This is a genomic window from Virgibacillus byunsanensis, from assembly GCF_042675965.1.
Taxonomy (GTDB): domain Bacteria; phylum Bacillota; class Bacilli; order Bacillales; family Amphibacillaceae; genus Virgibacillus_R; species Virgibacillus_R byunsanensis.
Map to the genome: position 1 here is coordinate 32,756 of NZ_JBHTKJ010000026.1, position 19,578 is coordinate 52,333.

General features: G+C 37.3%; 18 protein-coding genes and 1 tRNA gene. 10 read left to right on the plus strand and 9 right to left on the minus strand.

The features are described 5' to 3' along the window. Window positions 1-395: 395 nt before the first annotated feature. The 8 genes from eno to rpoN all read right to left on the minus strand — a co-directional run bounded on the left by eno (window position 396) and on the right by rpoN (window position 9,211). Complete coding sequence (gene eno, locus ACFQ3N_RS10500) at window positions 396-1,682, minus strand: phosphopyruvate hydratase (RefSeq protein WP_390362147.1); 1,287 nt, start codon at window positions 1,680-1,682, stop codon at window positions 396-398. A 16-nt stretch (window positions 1,683-1,698) separates the two neighbouring features. Next, window positions 1,699-3,234: a 2,3-bisphosphoglycerate-independent phosphoglycerate mutase gene (gene gpmI / locus ACFQ3N_RS10505; protein WP_390362149.1), complete on the minus strand. Its 1,536-nt coding sequence runs from the start codon at window positions 3,232-3,234 to the stop codon at window positions 1,699-1,701. Further along, window positions 3,231-3,989 carry a triose-phosphate isomerase gene (tpiA, locus tag ACFQ3N_RS10510; protein ID WP_390362151.1) on the minus strand — a complete coding sequence of 253 codons (759 nt, stop codon included), beginning with the start codon at window positions 3,987-3,989 and terminating at the stop codon, window positions 3,231-3,233. Before tpiA ends, gpmI begins: the two co-directional genes overlap by 4 nt. Before the next feature lie 34 nt (window positions 3,990-4,023). Continuing rightward, a complete protein-coding gene (locus tag ACFQ3N_RS10515; RefSeq protein WP_390362153.1) occupies window positions 4,024-5,205 on the minus strand; it encodes a phosphoglycerate kinase in 1,182 nt (393 codons plus the stop codon). A gap of 242 nt (window positions 5,206-5,447) precedes the next feature. Then, on the minus strand, window positions 5,448-6,455 hold the full coding sequence (gene gap / locus ACFQ3N_RS10520; RefSeq protein ID WP_390362155.1) for a type I glyceraldehyde-3-phosphate dehydrogenase: 1,008 nt from the start codon (window positions 6,453-6,455) through the stop codon (window positions 5,448-5,450). Between the two features lie 38 nt (window positions 6,456-6,493). Beyond that, on the minus strand, window positions 6,494-7,528 hold the full coding sequence (locus ACFQ3N_RS10525; RefSeq protein WP_390362157.1) for a sugar-binding transcriptional regulator: 1,035 nt from the start codon (window positions 7,526-7,528) through the stop codon (window positions 6,494-6,496). A 130-nt stretch (window positions 7,529-7,658) separates the two neighbouring features. Continuing rightward, window positions 7,659-7,907, minus strand: coding sequence for a glutaredoxin family protein (locus ACFQ3N_RS10530; RefSeq protein ID WP_390362159.1), 249 nt, complete (start codon window positions 7,905-7,907; stop codon window positions 7,659-7,661). Between the two features lie 23 nt (window positions 7,908-7,930). Further along, a complete protein-coding gene (gene rpoN / locus ACFQ3N_RS10535) occupies window positions 7,931-9,211 on the minus strand; it encodes an RNA polymerase factor sigma-54 (protein ID WP_390362161.1) in 1,281 nt (426 codons plus the stop codon). Between the two features lie 102 nt (window positions 9,212-9,313). On the opposite strand from rpoN, the gene ACFQ3N_RS10540 reads away from it, so the two are divergent. Next, on the plus strand, window positions 9,314-9,703 hold the full coding sequence (locus tag ACFQ3N_RS10540; protein WP_390362163.1) for a ribonuclease HI family protein: 390 nt from the start codon (window positions 9,314-9,316) through the stop codon (window positions 9,701-9,703). A gap of 94 nt (window positions 9,704-9,797) precedes the next feature. Further along, window positions 9,798-10,694: a protease HtpX gene (htpX, locus tag ACFQ3N_RS10545; RefSeq protein ID WP_390362165.1), complete on the plus strand. Its 897-nt coding sequence runs from the start codon at window positions 9,798-9,800 to the stop codon at window positions 10,692-10,694. Window positions 10,695-10,766: 72 nt separating this feature from the next. Here the strand turns inward: htpX and ACFQ3N_RS10550 are convergent. Further along, window positions 10,767-10,840, minus strand: a tRNA-Arg gene (locus tag ACFQ3N_RS10550). Between the two features lie 232 nt (window positions 10,841-11,072). Here ACFQ3N_RS10550 and ACFQ3N_RS10555 point away from each other — a divergent pair. The 8 genes from ACFQ3N_RS10555 to ACFQ3N_RS10590 all read left to right on the plus strand — a co-directional run bounded on the left by ACFQ3N_RS10555 (window position 11,073) and on the right by ACFQ3N_RS10590 (window position 19,553). Beyond that, on the plus strand, window positions 11,073-12,080 hold the full coding sequence (locus ACFQ3N_RS10555) for an ABC transporter ATP-binding protein (RefSeq protein WP_390362167.1): 1,008 nt from the start codon (window positions 11,073-11,075) through the stop codon (window positions 12,078-12,080). Continuing rightward, window positions 12,077-13,060 carry an ABC transporter ATP-binding protein gene (locus ACFQ3N_RS10560; RefSeq protein ID WP_390362169.1) on the plus strand — a complete coding sequence of 328 codons (984 nt, stop codon included), beginning with the start codon at window positions 12,077-12,079 and terminating at the stop codon, window positions 13,058-13,060. Before ACFQ3N_RS10555 ends, ACFQ3N_RS10560 begins: the two co-directional genes overlap by 4 nt. Window positions 13,061-13,111: 51 nt before the next feature. Further along, window positions 13,112-14,785 carry an ABC transporter substrate-binding protein gene (locus tag ACFQ3N_RS10565; RefSeq protein ID WP_390362171.1) on the plus strand — a complete coding sequence of 558 codons (1,674 nt, stop codon included), beginning with the start codon at window positions 13,112-13,114 and terminating at the stop codon, window positions 14,783-14,785. A gap of 170 nt (window positions 14,786-14,955) precedes the next feature. Then, on the plus strand, window positions 14,956-15,960 hold the full coding sequence (locus ACFQ3N_RS10570; RefSeq protein ID WP_390362173.1) for an ABC transporter permease: 1,005 nt from the start codon (window positions 14,956-14,958) through the stop codon (window positions 15,958-15,960). Between the two features lie 23 nt (window positions 15,961-15,983). Continuing rightward, window positions 15,984-16,895: a nickel transporter permease gene (nikC, locus tag ACFQ3N_RS10575; RefSeq protein WP_390362175.1), complete on the plus strand. Its 912-nt coding sequence runs from the start codon at window positions 15,984-15,986 to the stop codon at window positions 16,893-16,895. Between the two features lie 78 nt (window positions 16,896-16,973). Then, entirely contained in the window at window positions 16,974-17,567 is a 594-nt protein-coding gene (locus ACFQ3N_RS10580) for a DUF6305 family protein (RefSeq protein WP_390362177.1), read from the plus strand. An 11-nt stretch (window positions 17,568-17,578) separates the two neighbouring features. Next, entirely contained in the window at window positions 17,579-18,967 is a 1,389-nt protein-coding gene (locus tag ACFQ3N_RS10585) for a sensor histidine kinase (RefSeq protein ID WP_390362179.1), read from the plus strand. Continuing rightward, complete coding sequence (locus ACFQ3N_RS10590; RefSeq protein ID WP_390362181.1) at window positions 18,942-19,553, plus strand: response regulator; 612 nt, start codon at window positions 18,942-18,944, stop codon at window positions 19,551-19,553. The genes ACFQ3N_RS10585 and ACFQ3N_RS10590 overlap by 26 nt, the downstream gene beginning before the upstream one ends. Window positions 19,554-19,578 lie beyond the last annotated feature (25 nt).

Sequence of the window (19,578 nt, forward strand, 5' to 3'; positions counted from 1 at the left end):
CAGTCGACTCCTATCGGGAACTGCATCCCCCAGGAGTGTCACATTTTTTCGCAACTTATAATAGCTTTCTGTTCAAGTAACAAGATTCCAAATGTTTTATCCAAACAATGATTAGAAAGCCATGACCAGCGTAGGTAGAATACGTAGACTCCTGTGGGAACAGCACGTGTCCGAAGACCCCGGTAGAAGCTTTCTTTGCTTCTTCCGGGGGCTGAGGCCGTGCCCACGGAAAGCGAAGTATTCTACCGGAGCGGTTTTGTAGCACTCAATGTCGAGAAAATAAATCCACGTACGTCGCAATATACATCAACTATGAAGAAAAAAAAGCAACAATGCGTACAAAAACAGCATTAAAAAAACAAAGAGGCGGATTGCTCCGCCCCTTCATACAAAATTTACTTTTTCAAGTTGTAAAATGCTCTCAAACCAGCGTATTCACCCATGCCTGCTAGCTCGTCTTCAATACGAAGTAACTGGTTGTATTTTGCGACACGGTCTGTACGGGATGGTGCACCTGTCTTAATTTGCCCAGCGTTTGTTGCTACTGCGATATCAGCAATGGTTGCGTCTTCTGTTTCACCTGAACGGTGGGAAATTACTGCTGTATATCCAGCACGTTTAGCCATTTCAATGGCTTCAAATGTTTCGGTTAGTGTACCAATTTGATTTACTTTAACTAAGATAGAGTTTCCAATACCCTGTTCAATACCTTGTGCTAGTTTAGCTGTATTAGTAACGAATAAATCATCGCCTACTAGTTGGACACGGTCACCGATACGATCTGTTAAAAATTTAAATCCTTCCCAGTCGTTTTCATCAAGTCCGTCTTCAATTGATACAATTGGGTATTTATTAACCATCTCTTCATACCAATCAACCATCTCAGCTGAAGTGCGAACAACACCTTCACCTTTCAGGTTGTACTTGCCATTATCATAAATTTCAGATGCAGCAACATCCATTGCTAACTGAATTTCTTCACCTGCTTTATATCCAGCAGCTTCAATTGCTTCCATAATTGTTTGTAATGCTTCTTCATTAGAGCCAAGGTTTGGTGCAAACCCACCTTCATCCCCTACAGATGTATTATAGCCCTTTGACTTCAAAACATTTTTCAAGGAATGGAAAATTTCAGCACCAGTACGTACAGCCTCTTTGAATGTAGGAGCAGCAACAGGCATGATCATGAATTCTTGAATATCTACATTGTTGTCTGCATGCTCACCACCATTTAAGATATTCATCATTGGTGTTGGAAGTGTTTTTGCATTAAATCCGCCTAGATAATTGTATAGCGGAATTTCCAGGAAGCTTGACGCAGCATGTGCTACTGCCATAGATACTCCTAAAATAGCATTGGCACCCAAATTACCTTTGTTTTCTGTACCATCTTGCTCCACCATTAAATGATCGATGATGTTTTGACGTGTTACATCAATTCCAAGTAATTCTGGTCCAATTATTTCATTTACATTCTGAACAGCTTTTAAAACACCTTTCCCTAAGTAACGGTCCTTATCGCCATCACGTAGTTCTACCGCTTCATATTCACCTGTTGATGCACCACTTGGAACTAATGCAGCACCAAAAGCACCTGATTCTGTAAAAACTTCAACCTCAACTGTTGGATTACCACGTGAATCTAATACTTCTCGAGCATAAACATCTGTAATATATGGCATATAAATCTCTCCTTTTTTATTTAATTAATGATTTACCAGTCATTTCTTTAGGCTGTTCTAACCCTAATAAATCGAGTAAGGTTGGGGATAAGTCTGCTAAGACCCCGCCTTCTCTAAGTTCTGCACCTTCCTTTGTTACAATTACGGGTACAGGATTTGTCGTATGTGCAGTCATTGGATCTCCATCAACTGTTATAACTTCATCAGAGTTTCCGTGGTCTGCTGTAATAATCGCATTTCCACCAAGCTCCATAATCTTATCAACTACTTTACCGAGACATTCATCGACTGCTTCGATTGCTTTAATAGTTGGTTCTAGTTTTCCAGAATGACCAACCATGTCCGGGTTTGCAAAATTTAGGATAATTGCATTTTGTGATCCAGTTTCAAGCTCCTCTAACAGGGCATCGGTAACTTCATATACACTCATCTCTGGCTTTAGGTCGTATGTTGGAACTTTTGGAGAATCAATTAACACGCGCTTCTCACCAGGAAATTCCTGTTCGCGACCACCACTCATATAATATGTTACGTGTGGATATTTTTCCGTTTCTGCAACACGTAATTGATTCATATTGTTTTGAGCTAGCACTTCTCCTATCGTATTATCTAAATTGACTGGCTTATAGGCAACATAACCATCTACAGATTCACTAAAATTCGTCAGCATAACAAAGTCTAAATCTTTTGGCGCCTTTTCTCCACGATCAAAGTCGCGAAAGTCATCATTTGCGAATGTGCGGGAAATTTGAATAGCACGATCTGGTCTGAAATTATAAAAAATGATAGAATCCTCATCTTCAACTGTTCCAACAGGTTTATCATTCTCGTCTGTAAGAACAGCAGGAATAACAAACTCGTCATATATTCCATTTTCATAGGAATCATCTATTAGTTGATACGGATCTTTATACGTAGGACCTATTCCGTGCACCATCGCATCGTATGCTTTTTTCACACGATCCCACCGCTTGTCACGATCCATGGAATAATAACGTCCTGATATTGTTGCCAATTGACCAACGCCTAATTCCTTCATTTTATCTTCAGTTGCCTGAATAAATTTTTTAGCTGTTTGCGGTCCAACATCACGACCGTCTAAGAAAGCATGAACATAAACACGTTCAAGGTTACTATCACTTGCCAATTTTAGCAATGCAAAAAGGTGATTTATATGACTATGAACACCACCATCGGATAATAATCCAAAGATGTGTAATGCTTTATTCTTTTCTTTAGCATGATTTATCGATTTTAAAAAGGCTTCTTTTTCAAAAAATGCTCCTTCTTCAATCGAAAAATTAACACGAGTTAAACTTTGATAGACAATTCGACCTGCACCAATATTTAAATGGCCAACCTCCGAATTACCCATCTGTCCTTCAGGGAGTCCAACCGCCTTACCGCTTGCAATTAATTGGTTGTGTGCGTATTTCTCCCAATACCGGTCAAAATTAGGTGTATTTGCTTGTTTTACTGCATTACCCATCACTTCATCGCGGATAGCATAACCATCGAGAATAATTAATGCAGCTAACTTTTCCTGATTCATTTCGTACCTGCCTCCACAAGTTGTAAGAACGATTCTGCCTCTAGGCTCGCTCCCCCAACCAATGCTCCATCTACGTCTGATTGTTCTAGTAGTTCATCAATTGTCGCCGGTTTCACACTTCCCCCGTATTGAATAACTACTTTTTCAGCCGTAACGTCAGAGGTAACGTCTTTTAAAACGTTTCGAATGTGGGCACATACTTCATTTGCATCTTCACTCGATGCCGTCTTTCCTGTTCCAATTGCCCAGATTGGTTCATACGCAATAATCGTTTCCGCTACTTGTTCCTCTGTTAAACCTTTAATCGCTTGTTTTACTTGGTTTTCCACATGAGTCATTGTTTCGTTTGCATCCCGTTGTTCAAGCGTTTCCCCAACACATACAATTGGTGTTAAATCATGTTTAAATGCAGCATGTGTCTTCTTGTTTACCATTTCATCTGTTTCGTTAAAATATTCACGACGCTCCGAATGGCCTAAAACTACATGCGTAACACCTAAATCACGAAGCATTACAGGGCTTACTTCTCCTGTGAACGCTCCACTTTCTTCAAAGTACATGTTCTGTGCACCAATTTTCACGTTTGAATCCTTAGTTTTTTCCACAAGAGAAGCTAAAAAGGGAAATGGTGCACATACAATTGCCTCTACATTTGTGTCGTTAGGTACTTTTGTTGCAACCTCACCGACGAATTGATTTGCTTCTGATAAAACTTTGTTCATTTTCCAATTACCAGCAATTACTTTTTTGCGCATCGTCTCACCTCTTAAAATAATAATTTATTTGTATTCATTTATCATTTAGTGCTTGTACTCCTGGAAGAACTTTACCTTCCATAAACTCTAAGGAAGCTCCACCACCAGTAGATACGTGATCCATTTCTTCGGCAAAGCCAAATTTTTCAACAGCAGCAGCCGAATCTCCACCACCAATTACGGTATAACCATTTGTGTTTGCCAATGCTTCTGCAACAGCTTTTGTACCTCCGGCGAATGCATTATACTCAAACACTCCCATCGGTCCATTCCATATAATCAGTTTTGACGCTTCGATAATTTGTGTGAACTTATCACGAGTCTTAGGACCAATATCAAGTGCTTCCCAATCTGCAGGAATTTCTTCAATATCGACAATTTTCGTGTTTGCTGTTTCTGAAAAATCATCAGCAACAATAGCGTCTACTGGTAAGACAAGATTTACACCTTTTTCTTGTGCTTTTTGCATAAATTCTTTAGCTAAATCTATTTTATCTTCTTCAAGTAATGAATTTCCTATTTCATATCCTTTTGCTTTGATAAATGTGTAAGCAAGTCCACCACCTATAATCAGGTTATCTACTTTGTCTAATAAATTATCAATTACATTTATTTTATCCTTAACCTTCGCACCGCCAATTATCGCAGTAAAGGGACGCTCAGGGTCAGCTAATGCTTTACCTAACACATTAATTTCCTTCTCCATAAGAAATCCAGCAGCAGCAGGTAGTTTTTCAGCTACACCTGTTGTGGAGGCATGTGCCCGGTGTGCAGCCCCAAAAGCATCATTCACATATACATCAGCCATATCTGCAAAGCTCTGGGCAAGTTGTGCATCATTTTTTTCTTCTCCTGCCTCAAATCGTACATTTTCAATTAATAAAATGTCGCCATCCGTTATATTGGAGACGGCTTCATTAACTTCGCTTCCATAAACAGCATCGGTTTTAACAACTTCTTTGCCAATCAAATCACTTAGTCGATTTGCTATAGGATCAAGCCGCAGTTCTTCCACAACTTCTCCTTTAGGTCTTCCAAGGTGGCTGGCTAAAATAACTATAGCGCCCTGTTCAACCAAATAATTGATAGTAGGTAAGGCTGCTTTGATTCTCGTATCATCCCTTACCTCACCATTTTTCATTGGTACATTAAAATCGACGCGACAAAAGACCTTCTTACCCTTTAAATCCAAGTCGTGCAACGTTTTCTTATCCATAGATGCAACCTCCTTCTATTAGAATAACGCAGCAGTCGCCTCGTACTTGTAGCGAGTGCCGAAGTTTTACTTATACTTTAATCCGTAAAAAATTTTATGTACAAAAACCCCTTATTTAGGTTTTCCCCGATTTCCATCTATTAACCATTATACTTTAGTAACAGGAAAATATATACTCTAGATGTTTTAACGTTGAAAAGGAGGAGGATTTTATCCTCCTCCTAATTCGTTACAATATATACTTATAGTCCTTGTTTTTGAATATAAGCCGCTAAGTCTATACAACGAGCTGAGTAGCCCATTTCGTTGTCATACCACGAAACAACTTTAACCATATTATCTTCTAGTGTCATCGTAGACAAGCTATCAAAAATAGAAGAGTATGGATTCCCAACAATGTCTGAGGATACAAGTGGTTCGTCACTATATTGCAACACTGCGCTTAAGTCACCTTCAGCTGCTGCTTTAAATGCTTCATTTACTTCTTCTTCCGTTACATTCTTATCTAATTCGGCAACTAAATCAACTAATGAACCATCAGGAGTTGGTACACGCACTGCCATACCGTTAAGTTTTCCATCTAATTCCGGTAATACTTTCCCAACGACTTTTGCAGCACCTGTTGATGTTGGGATGATGTTTTGTGCTGCTGCACGTGCACGACGATAATCCTTATGTGGTAAATCAAGAATTTGCTGATCATTTGTATACGAGTGTACTGTAGTCATTAAACCACGTTTTAAACCAAAGCTATCGTGAAGTACTTTAGCTAGTGGTGCGATACAGTTGGTTGTACATGAAGCATTAGATACCACATGGTGTTCACTTGGGTTATAATCCTGCTCATTAACACCCATAACCATTGTTAAGTCTTCTTCTTTAGCAGGTGCTGAAATAATTACTTTTTTTGCACCAGCATCAATATGTTTTTGTGCATCATTTCGTTGAGTAAAGCGGCCAGTAGATTCAATAACAATTTCGACTCCAAGATCTCCCCAGCCTAGATTAGCTGGATCACGCTCAGATAGCACGTTAATTTCTTTTCCACCAACTACGATATTTGAACCATTTACCGTCACTTCCTGATCTAATCGGCCATGTACCGAATCATATTTTAACAAGTGTGCAAGCATATCAGCATCTGTTAAATCATTAACAGCCACAACCTCAACTTCATCATTTGTTAAAGACTGACGGAATACATTACGTCCAATACGGCCGAATCCATTAATACCTATTTTTACTGTCATATTTATTCCTCCTATATTCTTAAAAAAATTTATACTTTCTATTTATTTAAAGGGGAATTTTCCCTTAAAATCTGTTCTGCTGCAACTTCATCCGTTATAAGTACATTACTTTTTCCTTGACGAAAATAGGATGAAATTGCTTTTCCTTTCGTCCCGCCACCAGCTATTGTTACAACACAACCAATAGATGCTAAATCATCTAGGTGGATGCCAATTGTTCGGACTTTATGAACAACATCCCCATTTTCATTGAAATAATACCCAAACGCTTCACTAACAGCTTGATTTGCTTCTAAATGCTGGACAACACTTTCTTCTGTTTTTCTACGCTTAGCCATGGTAATTGCTTCACCTATACCGTGAAGAATTACATCCGAATCCTTTATGATTTGTAAAACCTCAATAATGGATGGCTCTTTAATCATGGTTTGATAGGAAGTTTCGCTAAGTGGATCAGGAACATAAAGCAATCGATAATCACCTTTAGCCTTTACTGCCATTTTAGAAACAATTGTGTTGGCTTGATTTTCTACCTTTTCACCAATGCCTCCTCTTGCTGGAACAAATAAATGGCTTGTATGTTCAAAAGGGGTCATTTCATCAGCTACCGCTGCCATAGTGGTCCCACCAGTAACAGCAATTGTTTGATTCGTGCTGAAGCGAGATCCAAGAAAGGATATACATGCTTTTCCCATTTCTTTTTTCACCCAATCGTGTTGATCACTATCACCAGGAACGATCATTACGTTCTCTATATGTAATTTATCCTGTAACTGCTTTTCTAAAACACTTAAACCAGTTATTTCCCGCATAAAGTCAGCTAATTGATCAATAACTAACCTTCCCTCTTTTGTAATATGCATTCCCTTCGTAGTTACATCAACAAGACCTTGTGCGTGTAAAAAATCAATTTCTCCACGGACATTGCGTTCGGTTAAATTGGTTCGTTCACTAAGTCCTCTTCGGCCAATAGGTTGAAATAGAGCTAGCGTATTTAAAATGACATACCTCTGCTGTATTACTTCTAACAGGTCGGGGTACAATTTTTTCTGTAGTTCAACTAAATCTCGCATATTGAGACTCCTTTGGATGGACGTTTTCAGTCCCGGGTAATTTTATTGTGTCCCACCTTATGTAAAAAAATACAGCAAAATAATTATTTGCTCATTAATATTGTACCACAGTAAACTAAATATTCAACCATTATGATTGAGAAGCATCCCGAAGCAATTCTTCCAATGAGTCAATATTAAGTTCCTCACAGTTAAGCGTGTTTCCATTAACTTCTACAAACGGGATTAAAATTTGATATTTTTCTAACCATTCATCATTTGTATAGATATCACGTTCTTCTAGTTGAAAAGGATAATCGTTTTCTAACATAAGCAATAATGCCTTTGCATCGTCGCATAATGAGCAAACCTCTTTTGTATAAAAAATAACATGTAACATATATGATTCCTCCTGTAGCTTGACTATTTACGTTTGATAGAAGCTGGTATCTGTAATTGTTCACGATATTTCATTACTGTCCTTCTAGCGATCGTGATTCCAAACTCTTCATACAATCGTATTCTTATTAATTCATCCGATAATGGCTTTTGTTTATTTTCATGCTGAATTAACTCATGGATTAACTGCTTTATAGCAAATGCAGCAGTTTTCTTTCCATTTCGCTGCGTAACTCCTGATTGTAAAAAGAACTTAATTGGTACAACACCCTGCTTCGTTTGAACATATTTATTACTTATCGTTCGACTAATGGTTGAAATATGCACATCCAACTCTTGTGCCACTTCTCTTAAAGTTAACGGTTCTAACATGAAGGATCCATGTTCAAAAAACAGTTGTTGCTTCTCCACTAATTTTCTTATCACTAATTCTAATGTATTTGTTCGGTAGGTTATTGCTTGATTCAACCAGTCAATTTGCTTGTATTTTTCCTTCAGATAATTGGCAGCGTCTTTTTCTAGATTCGTAAGACCTTCATATGAACGATTAAGCTCAATAGTTGGTGAATTCCATTTATAAAACGAAATCCTCCACTCGCCGTCCTCTTTATAAATGGAGGCTTCTGGGATAACATACTCTGGGCGTTTTACGGCTAAAAGTTGACCAGGTTTAGGGTGACATCGTTTAATCTGATCTAATATCGCATAAACATCTTCCTCTATTGTATCGTATTCTTCTATGATGGCATTAACATTTTCATCGGCTATCCAATCTAAATGTTCTGTTAGTAAGGATTCGACAAATGGCTTATAAACACTTGTATGCTTTAGTTGTAGGAGGATACACTCACTAATAGACCTTGCTCCGATTCCGGAAGGCTCCAGTGATTGAATCTTCACGAGAGCTTCTTCCACCAAATTAACAGTTGTGCTACATTCCTCTGCCCACATTTTTAGTTCTATATCCAAATAGCCATCTTCGTTCAAAGAATCAATTCCAAAGTGTACAATGGGCTCCATTGTTTCAGATATATCCAGTGTGTATAATTGTTGCCTCAACTGTTCATACATCGATAGTTCTGTTTGGTTGATTTCACCAACAGCTACTTCATTATAATTTGCCGATTTATACTGAGCAATATCATAATCATAATTCACTTCTTCAATTAATGGGTTCTCTTTAGCTATTTCTTTAATATATTCGATTAATTCAATACCAGAAAACTGCAGGATCTGAATTGCTTGTAAAAGAGATTGATTCAGTTTCCGTTGCAATGTTTGTTCTTGGGTGAGTTTAGGTTCCATTGTCTCTCCTCCTAGCAAGTGTCCTACTTCTATTTTGCCATACATTTTGAAAAAACTCACCTGTAATATATACTTAGCCTTAGATAAGGAGTGTTATTAACATTGATTGAAGTATATACAGACGGTGCAGCAAGCGGTGATCCAGGTTTAAGTGGAGCTGGCATCTATATAAAAAAAGATGGAAATCATTACGAACATGCCTTTCCATTAGGAATGTTATCCAATCATGAAGCCGAGTTCCACGCAGTAATAAAGGGACTTCAAGTATGCCAGGAATACTTTCCAAATGAGATATTATCTTTTCGTTCAGATTCTAAGCTTGTTGTCGATGTGATTGAAAAAGATTTTACAAAAAACAAAATGTTCCTTCCCTTGCTTGAAAAAATAAAAGAAGAAGCAAGCGAATTTCCTTATTTCTTCATTAAATGGATCCCAGAGAAGAAAAATAATCACGCTGATAAATTAGCTAGAAGTGCCATCCATATGAATTAGTTTGTCTTAAATAGGCATTCTCTCGACCCGTTTTTCATGTTATAATGAAGTTTAATTAATAGAATTTAGATTAACTAGAATAGGAGTTGTACTAGTGGGGAAAAGAATATTATTTTTTATATTGACAAACATTTTAGTGATGACAACAATCGTCATAGTATGGTCACTCATCACATCGTTCACTGATCTTAATGGCTCCTTTCAATCAGGAGAGACCATACACTTTGGATCAATAATGGTATTTAGTATATTAGTTGGTTTTAGTGGGGCATTCATTTCGCTTATGATTTCCAGATGGATGGCCAAGAAAATGATGAAAGTCAAAGTATTAAAACCTGAAGACAACCTTTCACGTGGAGAACAAGCAATTGTAGATAAAGTGCACCGCTTATCACGTGCTGCAGGGTTAATGCACATGCCAGAGGTGGGGATTTACCAATCTCGGGAAGTTAATGCATTTGCGACAGGACCTAGTAAAAAACGATCACTTGTAGCTGTTTCTACTGGTCTACTAAACTCCATGGATGAGGATGCAGTTGAAGGTGTTATCGCACACGAAGTTGCGCACGTAGCAAATGGTGATATGGTAACGATGACACTACTTCAAGGAGTAGTGAACACATTTGTTGTATTCTTCTCCAGAATTGCAGCCATTCTCGTTTCACGCTTAGTAAAACCTGAATTGCAATTCATTGTCCGGTTTGCAGCGATTATTATATTCCAGATTTTGTTCTCGATATTAGGAAGTATTGTCGTCATGGCTTACTCACGTTACCGAGAATTCCATGCTGATAAAGGCGGAGCAGACCTTGCCGGAAAAGATAAAATGGCACATGCCCTGCGTTCACTGAAGAACCATGTTGGTAGAGTTGACCAAACCGACGATGCTGCCATTCAAACACTTAAGATAAGCAACAAGCCTAGTATGTCACAATTATTCTCCTCTCACCCAGACCTAGACGAGAGAATACGCAGATTAGAGCAAAGATAAATTCAATTAAAAAAGCTGTCCTTTGGGGTTTTATTGAACCCTTTAAGGACAGCTTTTTTTTATTTATATAAGCGCACCCGGAGGGGCTCGAACCCCCGACCTTTGGTACCGGAAACCAACGCTCTATCCAACTGAGCTACGAGCGCATACTAAAAATAAATTCACGCACATACCACATTATAACGTCCCATCTATGGATTAACAAGTCTTTTTCTATAATACTAACCCCTCCACCATCATATTACATTAATTCTGAATACTATTGTTTTTGGGAAAAAAGAGAAAAACCTCAATTCCAGGATTTTAATTGTATAATATAAGTTAATTCTAAACAGTCTAATAATTATAATACTATTTTCAATAAAGGAGGATACATATATGGAAGAAACAGATTCATCACTCCTTAAAGTGAGCAACTTACATACGCACTTTTTTAGTAAATCTAGTGTTGTTAAGGCTGTTGACGGAGTTACTTTTGATATTAAACCAGGTGAAACATTGGGGATTGTTGGAGAATCAGGCTCTGGTAAAAGCATAACGGCTATGTCCATTTTAGGGTTAATCCCTTCTCCACCTGGAAAAATTGTTAATGGCGAAATTATTTACAAAGGAGAGGATCTTCTCCAAAAATCTTCTAAACAAATGCGACAAATTCGTGGTAAAGAAATTGCTATGGTATTTCAGGATCCCATGACTTCCTTAAATCCTGTTTTTACGGTTGAGAAACAGATGATTGAAACCATATTGGCACATGAGCCTGTTTCAAAAAAGGCAGCCAAAACTCGTGCACTTGAATTGTTAGAATTAGTCGGTATACCTGACGCTAAAAAGCGATTAAAAAACTACCCACATGAATTTAGTGGGGGTATGCGTCAGCGTGTAATGATTGCTATGGCATTATCGTGCAACCCTTCATTACTTATTGCTGATGAACCAACTACTGCGTTAGATGTAACGATTCAAGCACAAATCTTGGAACTGTTTAAAAAAATGCAACAGCAATTGAATATGTCAATCATTATGATTACCCACGATTTAGGTGTTGTCTCCGAGGTCTGTGATCGAGTAATGGTAATGTATGCAGGCAAGCCGGTTGAATTCACAGAAACAAAAAAGCTTTTTGACAATGGAAAACACCCTTACACATTAGGATTAATGAATTCGATTCCTAAAATAACACCTGAAAAGCAGAAGTTAGAAGCAATTGACGGTGTTCCACCAGACTTGCGTTCATTGCCAAAAGGGTGCAGTTTTGCTCCAAGATGTAAACATGTCATGGAAAGTTGTTTAGCCATCGATCCAGCATTAACAAAAGTAGATGATAATCACCTTGTACGTTGCTTATTATATGAAGAGTCTAAAGAGGAAAAGGTGGTAACTCCATGAGTACATTATTAGAAGTAAAAAATTTAAAAAAGCATTTTCCTTTAAAGAGTAAACATATGTTTTCAAAGGATAAGCCTGTCCTCAAAGCGGTTGACGGCATTTCATTTTCCGTTCAAGCAGGTGAAACTCTTGGACTTGTTGGGGAGAGTGGCTGTGGTAAATCTACTGCAGGTAGATCTATTCTTAAATTACTAGAACCAACAGAAGGAGAAATATACTTTAAGGGGGAAGATATAACCTCTTTTCGAGGCGAAAAAATTCGCAAGTTACGTAAAGAAATGCAAATCATTTTTCAGGATCCTTATGCATCACTAAACCCAAGAAAAACAATTGAAAAGATCATTACAGAACCAATGAAAATATTTAACATACCAAAAGAAGAACGTAATTCAAAACTGGAACGCCTACTGGATGTCGTTGGCTTGAATTCTCATCACAAGCATCGGTATCCACATGAATTCAGTGGTGGCCAGCGCCAACGAATTGGTATTGCGAGGTCATTAGCGTTAGACCCTGAGCTTGTCATTTGTGATGAACCTGTATCAGCATTGGATGTTTCTATTCAAGCCCAGGTAATTAACTTAATGGAGGATTTACAGGAGGAATTCAATCTAACATATGTTTTTATTGCCCATGATTTAAGTGTTGTCCACCATATAAGTGATCGTGTAGCAGTTATGTATCTTGGGGAATTGGTCGAGATTGCCGAGGTTAATGAACTTTATAGTAGTCCTAAGCACCCATATACACAAGCATTGCTATCAGCCGTACCAGAAACAAATACACAACAGGAAAAGCAGCGTATCATTTTAACCGGTGATTTACCTTCACCCGCTAACCCACCTAAGGGGTGTAAATTTCACACACGTTGTCCATACGCAGAAGCAATTTGTCGTACAAAGGAACCGAAATTGAAGCAAGTTTCTTCGGATGGCCAAATGGCGGCTTGTCATTTCGTTAAGGAGGTGGTTGAAAACTAATACCACGATCAGGCAACTTTATTAATCAACCATTCTAAAGGGGGACTGAAATTGAAAAAACGTAATTTATTTGCTTTATTTGCTTTACTATTTGCAATCGTAATCGTTTTTGCAGCATGTAGTGATGATGCCAACTCTGATGACTCGGACGACACAACTGATCAAGCAACAGAGGATACAGAAGGTACTGAAGATGACACAGAAGATACGGACAGTACAGATGACAGTAGTGGTGGGAAAACGCTTATTTTCGGACGTGGTGCTGACTCCATACAGTTAGATCCATCTAAGGTTACTGACGGTGAATCTATATACGTAACGAATCAAATTTACGATACATTAGTCAGATATGAGGAAGAAAACACAGAAGTGAAACCTGCACTTGCTTCTGAATGGGAAACAAGTGATAATGGCTTAGTTTGGACGTTCCAACTACGCGATGATGTTACTTTCCATGATGGCAATCCATTTACTGCAGAAGATGTAGTTTTCAACTTTGAGCGTTGGGCAACATCTGGTGAATTTATTTACTATGGTTATATGTTTGGTGCTACTGAAGACAATTTAAGTGGAATTATTGAAAATGTAGAAGCCACTGGTGATTATGAAGTTCAATTTACGCTTACAGAGCCAAATGCACCATTTCTTCAGACACTTGCTATGCCTCCATTCGGAATTGCAAGTCCAGAAGCTGTAGAAGAACACGGGGAAGATTACTTTAAAAATCCTGTCGGAACTGGTGCATTTGTCTTTGATGAATGGGTGCCAGATGACAGCATTACAGTCACAAAAAATGACGATTACTTTGGGGAAGTTGCAAAAGTAGATGAAGTTATTTTTCGTACTATTCCTGACAATGGAGCTAGATTTATGGAGCTTCAAGCAGGATCAATTGACTTCATGATGGGATTAAACCCACAAGATATTCAAACAGCTGAAGATGATGAGAATTTACAAATTGTACGTAGACCATCTATGAACGTTGGTTACATGGCAATGAACACAAGTAAAGAAGGTCCTATGTCTGAACAGTTGGTACGACAAGCAATTAACTTAGCAATTGATAAAGATGCGCTTGTTAGCTTATATGAAGGTATTGGAAAAGCAGCTAAAAATCCGATTCCTCCATCACTTTGGGGATTTAATGACGATATAGAAGATTATGGCTATGATACAGAGGAAGCTAAAGCATTACTTGCTGAGTCTGGATATGCAGACGGCTTTGATATAACACTTTATACGTTTGCTAACCCAAGACCGTATATGCCACAACCTAAATTTGCAGCTCAAGCTATTCAGGAAATGCTTAAAGAAGTAAACATTAATGTAGAAATTGTTGAGAATGATTGGGATACACATTTAACAGTCACAGAGAACGGCGAACATGATATGGCATTCTTAGGATGGACTGGAGATAATGGTGACCCAGATAACTTCCTATATGTATTATTAGATAAGGATAATGCAAAAGTAGGTTCAGCAGGAAACATCGCTTTTTATAAAGATGACGAAGTACATGATCTCTTAAAAGCAGCTCAAACTGAAATGGACCAAGATAAACGTACTGAATATTATATGGAAGCCCAAGAACTGATTCATGAAGATGCACCATGGTTCCCAATTGCGCATACAACACCACCTATTGCTGCTAGTCAAAAGGTGTTGAATTATCTTCCACACCCAACTGGTAGTGAACCATTTAACTTGATTGAACTAGACGAATAGATTATTAATTTTTAGTACATTACATGTTTAATCTAGAGGTTGCACTTTGCATTGTCTTAGTCAACCTCTAGAAATAAACTTCTGGATAACTTTTATGCTGAAAATAAACAGTTATTACAACTTCTAAAGTAAAAAGTTTAATAGTGCAAATTTAACGGAGGAATGCAACCATGCTAAAGTACATTATTCGAAGACTATTCATGCTTATCCCCGTACTAATTGGTGTCTCCATTCTAACATTTTCCCTTATCCATTTAATCCCGGGAGATCCAGCTAGGAGCATGCTTGGCGATAAGGCATCTGAGGCACAGCTTGAGAACCTACGTGTTGAGTTGGGTTTGAATGATCCTTATATTATTCAATATGGACGGTTTGTTGGTAATATTTTGCAAGGTGACTTAGGGGAATCCATTCAATCAAAGGAAGACATAACGATTGAAATGGCTAGTAAGTTACCTGCTACTGTGGAACTAACGATCTTCGCCATGATCTTAGCAATGAGTGTTGGTATATTTGCTGGTGTTATTGCTGCTGTGAAGCAATACTCATGGTTTGATAATTTAAGTATGACAGGTGCTCTGTTTGGTGTATCATTACCGATATTTTGGCTCGGTTTAATGATGATATGGCTTTTCTCGGTAACATTAAATATTTTACCTCCCTCAGGTAGGATATCTTCGGGAATTGAATTACATACCATAACAAATTTTTATCTTTTAGACAGTATTTTAACAGGAAATTGGACTGCGTTTAAGGATGTATTCCAGCATTTATTAATGCCAGGTGTAGCACTGGGAACCATACCAATGGCTATCATTGCACGTATGACTCGCTCTAGCATGCTAGAAGTAATGAACCAAGATTATATTAGAACAGCAGATGCAAAAGGATTAAAAAAACACTTAATAGTTTTTCAACATGCCTTGAAAAATGCATTCCTCCCTGTTCTTACCGTAATTGGACTACAATTCGGGTTACTACTTGGTGGTGCCGTTTTAACAGAAACAATCTTTTCCTGGCCAGGTGTAGGGCGCTATGTATATTTAGCTGTAATGGGACGCGATTATCCCATAGTACAAAGTACTATTCTGATCATAGCTACCATTTTTGTGTTAGTAAATCTACTAACTGATCTTCTCTATAAATACTTTGATCCTAGAATTCGTTATGACTGAGAATAAGAAAGGATGTGCAGCTTATGTCACTTCAACCAAATCCTATACCTGATCCAAATTCAATACCAAATGAGGAAGTAGAAAAATTAAAATCCAACCGTATGTGGGTTGACTCCTTATTACGAATTATTAAGAGTAAAACATCCATTATCGGCTTGTGTATTATTGTTATTTTACTATTAACAGCAATATTTGCACCACTAATTGCGACACATAGTATAACTGACCAAAATATCGTTAACCGTTATCAGCCCCCATCTGCTGAGCACTTTCTGGGGACGGATGAACTAGGAAGAGATATATTCAGTCGGATTGTTTTTGGTACTAGAATTTCCATCCAAATCGGCGTTATTGCTGTAGGTATTTCTTTAATTATCGGCGTTACGCTGGGTTGCGTGGCAGGTTTCTTTGGACGCTGGATTGACCTAATTATTATGAGATTTATTGATATAATGATGGCCTTTCCTAGTATTTTATTAGCAATAGCATTAGTAGCCGTATTAGGAGGAAGTTTAACGAATGCGATGATAGCGGTAGGAATAGTAGGAATACCACAGTTTGCTAGAATTGTCCGATCAGCCGTTCTGTCAGTAAAGGAGACCGAATACGTTGAAGCAGCCCGCGCAATTGGAGCCAGAAATGGAAGAATTCTAATGCAGCATGTGCTACCAAATTGTTTAGCACCAATAATTGTACAAACTACATTAGGGGTTGGTACAGCTATATTAGATGCAGCCGGGCTTAGTTTCCTTGGACTAGGTGCACAAGCTCCTGCTCCAGAATGGGGTGCCATGTTAAGTGATGGGCGCGCTGCGTTACAAAACGCTCCATGGGTAGTTGGTTTTCCAGGAATAGCTATTTTTCTAGTTGTACTTGGATTTAACTTATTTGGAGACGGATTACGAGATGCATTAGATCCAAGGTTAAAGAAATAGTTACACCATTTAATTTATATAGTAAACTAAAAGGTAAAGCGACGCTTTACCTTTTAATGGTAGTTGGAGGTGCTTTATTTGCTAAAAAAATATACCCCTGTTTTCATTTGCGTATTACTTGGTTTGATCTTTTTATTCTCATCTATAAACTCTTCAACAGCTAAACACATAAACACTTACCCTAACCTCCCAGCACCTATTGGAGAAGAAAGAATTTTAATAACCTCTGCCGGACAAGCTGTTGAAGGTACTATAATTCTCACAATTGCTGAGAATCTTAACCTAGAGGCTGACTATCGCCCACGAGCACTTGGAACAGATTTATATGATTATAAAAGTGTTATAATTGTATTAGGTTATAGTTCCAATGGATTATCACATGTTAATCGCAGTTTTCAAGAGGAATTGATTCGAACAAAAGAAATTGTAGAAGAAGCGAAACTAAACAATTTACCAGTTATTCTTATAAATCTTTCCGGTCCCTTTCGTGAAGAGGAAAGAACGTGGGAGTTATTTACCTATACTGTTGGTTATGCAAATTACTATATCGGATTAAATAATGGATACAATATGAACCGCTATAAAAATGAACTTAAGAAACATCATGTGCCTACTACTCTTGTTAAGCAACTCGATGACCTACATATACCACTTAACTCTGCATTTCGATAGGGGGCACAATTATGAGGGAAAGAAAAAATTTATTTATCGGTATAATTGGCATGCTACTTCTATTTTATGGGGAGTTATTACCGTCTTTTTTTAATGAGTGGTCCATATTCATTATTGAATCCATAAACGAAAGTATACTGTTACTAGATAGTGGACTGTTAATTATTTCTTCATTTGCATATATCGCTAAGTACCTCATTATATTTTCCCTAATCTATCTGGGATCCATGATGATTGCACATTCACTGTCTAAAGATTTAGAACAGTCATCTTTTCCATTATTATTGATCGTAACGGTTATGGCTTCCCTTTTTCTATTTAACCAAATCTATCATGAACACTTTTCATATTTGGGTCATATCGTAACACTAGGTATTGTTGTATTTCTACAAATATATATCCCTAAACAGAAAAACTTTTATATTATATTCTCCATCATTTTGTTTTTAGTAATACTTTCTGTTCAATGGCTTCAATTGATTCCAGTACTTTCTTCACTTGGATTTGGTACGGACGATATAGCAATAAGTCTTAAAATGGCAGATAGTTTTTTTACGGAAAACAATTTGTTTAATACATTAGCAACTATCTTTTTTATTGCTTTCTTTATAATAGCAATTATATTCACATTTTTAATCCATTTAGTTAACAAGCAGGTATACACGCTTAAAAAATACCAAGAACAGGAAGAAGAACTTAAGGAAACACGGATAGCTTTAGTTGAGTCAAAGGTGTATGAGGAAATGACTATGCTGGTTCATGACTTAAAAACCCCCCTTGTGACAGTTGAAGGTTTACTTTCTTTAATAGAGATGAAAATGCAGCTTTCAGAAGATAGACCATTAGCTACTTATTTAAAACGAACGGATAAATCGATCGAAATAATGAAGGATATGATTTCTGAAATTCTCTATGAAAATATTAAACAACCTATTCATATTAAGGAACTGTTAGAATATGTCACAAGTCATTTAAATCTAGATGAACAATTTATTGATCTGGATATTAAAATGGAACCAAACTTACCTCAAATATATGTAAATAAAACTCGATTTTCCCGTGCCATATCCAATATATTAGAAAATGCAGTCACTTCTTTGGCAGGAAAAGAAGGATATATACATATTAATGTCAAAAGAATAGATAGCGATATTTTGTTTCAAATACAGGATAACGGACCAGGAATTAAAAATTCACATTTAAAAAATATTTGGATAGATGGATTTAGCACGAGAAACTCTTCTGGGATTGGGCTTTCTTTTGTAAAACGTGTTGTAGAAAATCATGAAGGAACAGTGACCGTAGATAGTGTTCCAGGTAGCCATACCCAAATGAATATCTTGCTACCAATCCATAAGGTAGGTGAACAAACCAATGAATACATCCATACTAATCGTTGATGATAATGAAGATATTCGATTTACATTAAAAGAAATTTGTGAATATGCTAATTGGAATGTAATACAAGCATCAACTGGAAAAAGAGCAGTGGAACTATTCCATATGCTAAATCCAGATTTAGTCTTGCTGGACTATCATATGCCCGATTGGGATGGAATTAAAACAACAAAAGAAATGAGGAAAGCAAATGCAAGTACTCCCATCATTGTTTTAACGGTCGATGAACGTCAAGAAATTGCTAATAACTTTTTAGATGCTGGTGCTACAGACTTTGCACTAAAGCCAATTAAAGCACCAGACCTAATTTCAAGAATCAAAATAAATTTAAAAATAGCCAAGTTAACAGAAGATAAAGACAGTGCCTTTGTCGAGAAAGGAATAAAACAAGCAACGATGATGTCTATCAAAAACTTTCTCATACAACAAGAGCAACCGACCACCATAAATGAAATTCAACTTGCATTACCAATTGCATACCAAACCGTTCATCGATACTTAAATTACCTTGAAGGAAGAGGTGAAGTTGAAGTTCTTGCACAGTACGGGAAAAAAGGGCGGCCTAAAAATAAATATAAGCTTGTTTAAATTAGTATATAGGTTTATTTTACTT

Coding starts and splice junctions, on each gene's coding strand:
- eno (WP_390362147.1), bottom strand. CDS start 1,682: ATGCCATATATTACAGATGTTTATGCTCGAGAAGTATTAGATTCACGT.
- gpmI (WP_390362149.1), bottom strand. CDS start 3,234: ATGAATCAGGAAAAGTTAGCTGCATTAATTATTCTCGATGGTTATGCT.
- tpiA (WP_390362151.1), bottom strand. CDS start 3,989: ATGCGCAAAAAAGTAATTGCTGGTAATTGGAAAATGAACAAAGTTTTA.
- ACFQ3N_RS10515 (WP_390362153.1), bottom strand. CDS start 5,205: ATGGATAAGAAAACGTTGCACGACTTGGATTTAAAGGGTAAGAAGGTC.
- gap (WP_390362155.1), bottom strand. CDS start 6,455: ATGACAGTAAAAATAGGTATTAATGGATTCGGCCGTATTGGACGTAAT.
- ACFQ3N_RS10525 (WP_390362157.1), bottom strand. CDS start 7,528: ATGCGAGATTTAGTTGAACTACAGAAAAAATTGTACCCCGACCTGTTA.
- ACFQ3N_RS10530 (WP_390362159.1), bottom strand. CDS start 7,907: ATGTTACATGTTATTTTTTATACAAAAGAGGTTTGCTCATTATGCGAC.
- rpoN (WP_390362161.1), bottom strand. CDS start 9,211: ATGGAACCTAAACTCACCCAAGAACAAACATTGCAACGGAAACTGAAT.
- ACFQ3N_RS10555 (WP_390362167.1), top strand. CDS start 11,073: ATGGAAGAAACAGATTCATCACTCCTTAAAGTGAGCAACTTACATACG.
- ACFQ3N_RS10560 (WP_390362169.1), top strand. CDS start 12,077: ATGAGTACATTATTAGAAGTAAAAAATTTAAAAAAGCATTTTCCTTTA.
- ACFQ3N_RS10570 (WP_390362173.1), top strand. CDS start 14,956: ATGCTAAAGTACATTATTCGAAGACTATTCATGCTTATCCCCGTACTA.
- nikC (WP_390362175.1), top strand. CDS start 15,984: ATGTCACTTCAACCAAATCCTATACCTGATCCAAATTCAATACCAAAT.
- ACFQ3N_RS10585 (WP_390362179.1), top strand. CDS start 17,579: ATGAGGGAAAGAAAAAATTTATTTATCGGTATAATTGGCATGCTACTT.
- ACFQ3N_RS10590 (WP_390362181.1), top strand. CDS start 18,942: ATGAATACATCCATACTAATCGTTGATGATAATGAAGATATTCGATTT.